This window comes from Nocardiopsis sp. TNDT3 (assembly GCF_003427465.1).
In the GTDB taxonomy this organism is placed as follows: domain Bacteria; phylum Actinomycetota; class Actinomycetes; order Streptosporangiales; family Streptosporangiaceae; genus Nocardiopsis; species Nocardiopsis dassonvillei.
Window position 1 is genome coordinate 1 of the sequence record NZ_QPFC01001088.1, and the last position, 2237, is coordinate 2237.

A 2237-nucleotide genomic window follows, 5' to 3' on the forward strand; every position below is an offset into this window, starting at 1 on the left:
CCGCCGGGGTGGGGGAGGGGCCGGAGTTCCCCAGAGTGAACCGCTCAACGGGGGATTGCGCAAGCCTGAGGGGGACACAGTGTCCCATACGGGGAGGATCTGCGCAGGTGGGAAGGCTGGCCTCAGCTTGGTAACGCGAAATACTAAGCTACTAAGTACATTAAAATCTACGTCGTACAGTCGAGCCTTTGGTTCCTTGAACCTCCAAAAAGACAGAAGGAGCGGCTCCGCCGCACCGACCACCACAGGCTCCAACCTCACAGAACACGCGTACCGCAGGTGACCCCCACACCGCACACGGGTACGTAGCCCCCAACAGCCACCCGTACACGCACCGGCGCGTACGACCGCCACCGGGGGAGAGGGCCCACCATGAGACTCACCGAGGAACAGATCCGCGACGGCCTGACCCGCCTCACCGACTGGGAACTGGACCCCGCCGCACCCGCCATCCGCCGCACCGTGCGCCTGCCCGACTTCCCGGCCGCCATCGCCCTGGTCAACGAGATCGCCCAGGCGGCCGAACAGGTCGACCACCACCCCGACATCGACATCCGCTACGACACCCTGCACCTGGCGCTGAGCACCCACTCCGAAGGAGCCGTCACCGACAAGGACATGTCCCTGGCCGCCCGCGTGGACGAACTCATCCCCTGACCCCGACCCAGGGGGAGCAGCGCACAGGACCGCGCCCACCCGCCCCGGACCGCCGGGCGGGGCAGGGGCGGACCCTCAGCGCAGGCGCGCCCGGCGCATCTTGCCCGAGGCCGTACGAGGCAGCTCCTCCACGAAGTCCACCACCCGCGGCGCGGCGTGCGCGGCGAACCGCTCGCCCACCCACCCCTTGAGCTCCTCGGCCAGCTCCGGAGTGGCCTCGTGACCGGCGCCCAGAACCACCCGCGCACCGATCACCTGCCCGGCGAGCTCGTCGGGGATCGAGTACACCCCGCACTCCTCCACCGCCGGGTGGGCGTTGAGCACCGACTCCACCTCACTCGGACCGATCCGGTACCCGTAGGTCAAGATGGCGCCGTCGTCACGGGTGGAGAAGAACAACGACCCCTGCCGGTCCTGGATACCGGTGTCCCCGGTCAGGTAGTAGGCGCGGTCGGGGGTGAACCTGACCTGCGAGGCCCCCTCCTGACCGACGTAGCCCTCGAACCAGGCCAGCGGACTGCGCTCCAGGTCCACCGCCACACGCCCGTAGGCGCCCAGGGGAGCGGGGTCGTCGGAGATCGCCTCCAGGATCTGCACCCGCCAGCCCGGCAGCGCGGGACCGATCGCCCCCGGCGGCGGATCGGCCGGCCCCTGACCGGTGTCGCCGTTGGGCACGCCCACACACCAGCCCAGCTCGGTCTGCCCGTAGTGGTCGCGCACCGGGACGCCGAACACGTCGGTGACCCAGTCGATGACGTCGGGGGCCAGCGGCTCGCCCGCACTGGCCAGGCTCTGCACCATCACCTCGGGCGGCAGGGTCTTGGTGGCCGCGCGCAGCGTGCGGTAGGTGGTGGGATCGGCCGCCAGGTTGGTGACGCCGTGCACGCCCAGCACGTCCAGGGTCAGCTCCGGGTCGAAGAACCCGGCCCGCAGCGCCAGGGAGTTGTGCCCGGCCAGCAGCGGCGAGATGAGCCCGTGGTAGAGGCCGTAGGCCGCGCCGGGGTCGGCGGTGTTCCAGTAGACGTCGTCGTCGTGCACGCCCAGGCCGTAGTGGTGGTAGGCGTGCATGGCGGCCAGGGCGCGCACGGGCACCCGCACGCCCCGGGGCGGGCCGATGACCCCGGAGACGTAGACGACGGCCAGCGGGCCGTCCCCGCCCACGGCGGCGTCGGGGACGGACGGCGCCGCGGCTGCGCGGGCGGCCAGGCCGGTGAGGGTGTGGTCGCCCTCGTGGGCGGGCTCGGCGGCGGTGGTGGCGATGTGCCAGGGGCGGTCGGCGCCGGGGACGAGCTTGGCGCGGTACTCGGCGTCGCACACCACCAGGCGGGCGCCGGAGTCGGTGAGGCGCTCGTTGATGGCCGAGGGGGCGAAGGAGGAGAGCAGGGGGACCAGGACGGCGCCCAGACGCCACACGGCCAGGGCGGTGACGGTCAGGTCCACGCCCTTGGGGATGAGGGTGGCGACGCGGTCCCCGCTGGTGATGCCCAGGTCGGCCAGACCGGTGGCCAGGTCGCGGGAGCGCCGGGCGAGTTCGCCGAAGGTGAGGGTGGTGGCCTCCAGGGTGGGGCCGATCTCGGTGG

2 protein-coding genes are annotated in these 2237 nt (G+C 71.9%); one reads left to right on the plus strand and one right to left on the minus strand.

Going from position 1 to position 2237, the window contains the following annotated elements; translation table 11 throughout:
• Positions 1-372 precede the first annotated feature (372 nt).
• Positions 373-657: a 4a-hydroxytetrahydrobiopterin dehydratase gene (locus DQW06_RS24170; protein ID WP_013153228.1), complete on the plus strand. Its 285-nt coding sequence runs from the start codon at positions 373-375 to the stop codon at positions 655-657.
• 75 nt (positions 658-732) lie between these two features.
• Here the strand turns inward: DQW06_RS24170 and DQW06_RS24175 are convergent.
• Positions 733-2237, minus strand: a 1505-nt coding sequence (locus DQW06_RS24175; protein WP_117199371.1) for an AMP-binding protein, incomplete at its 5' end; no start/stop codon positions are given.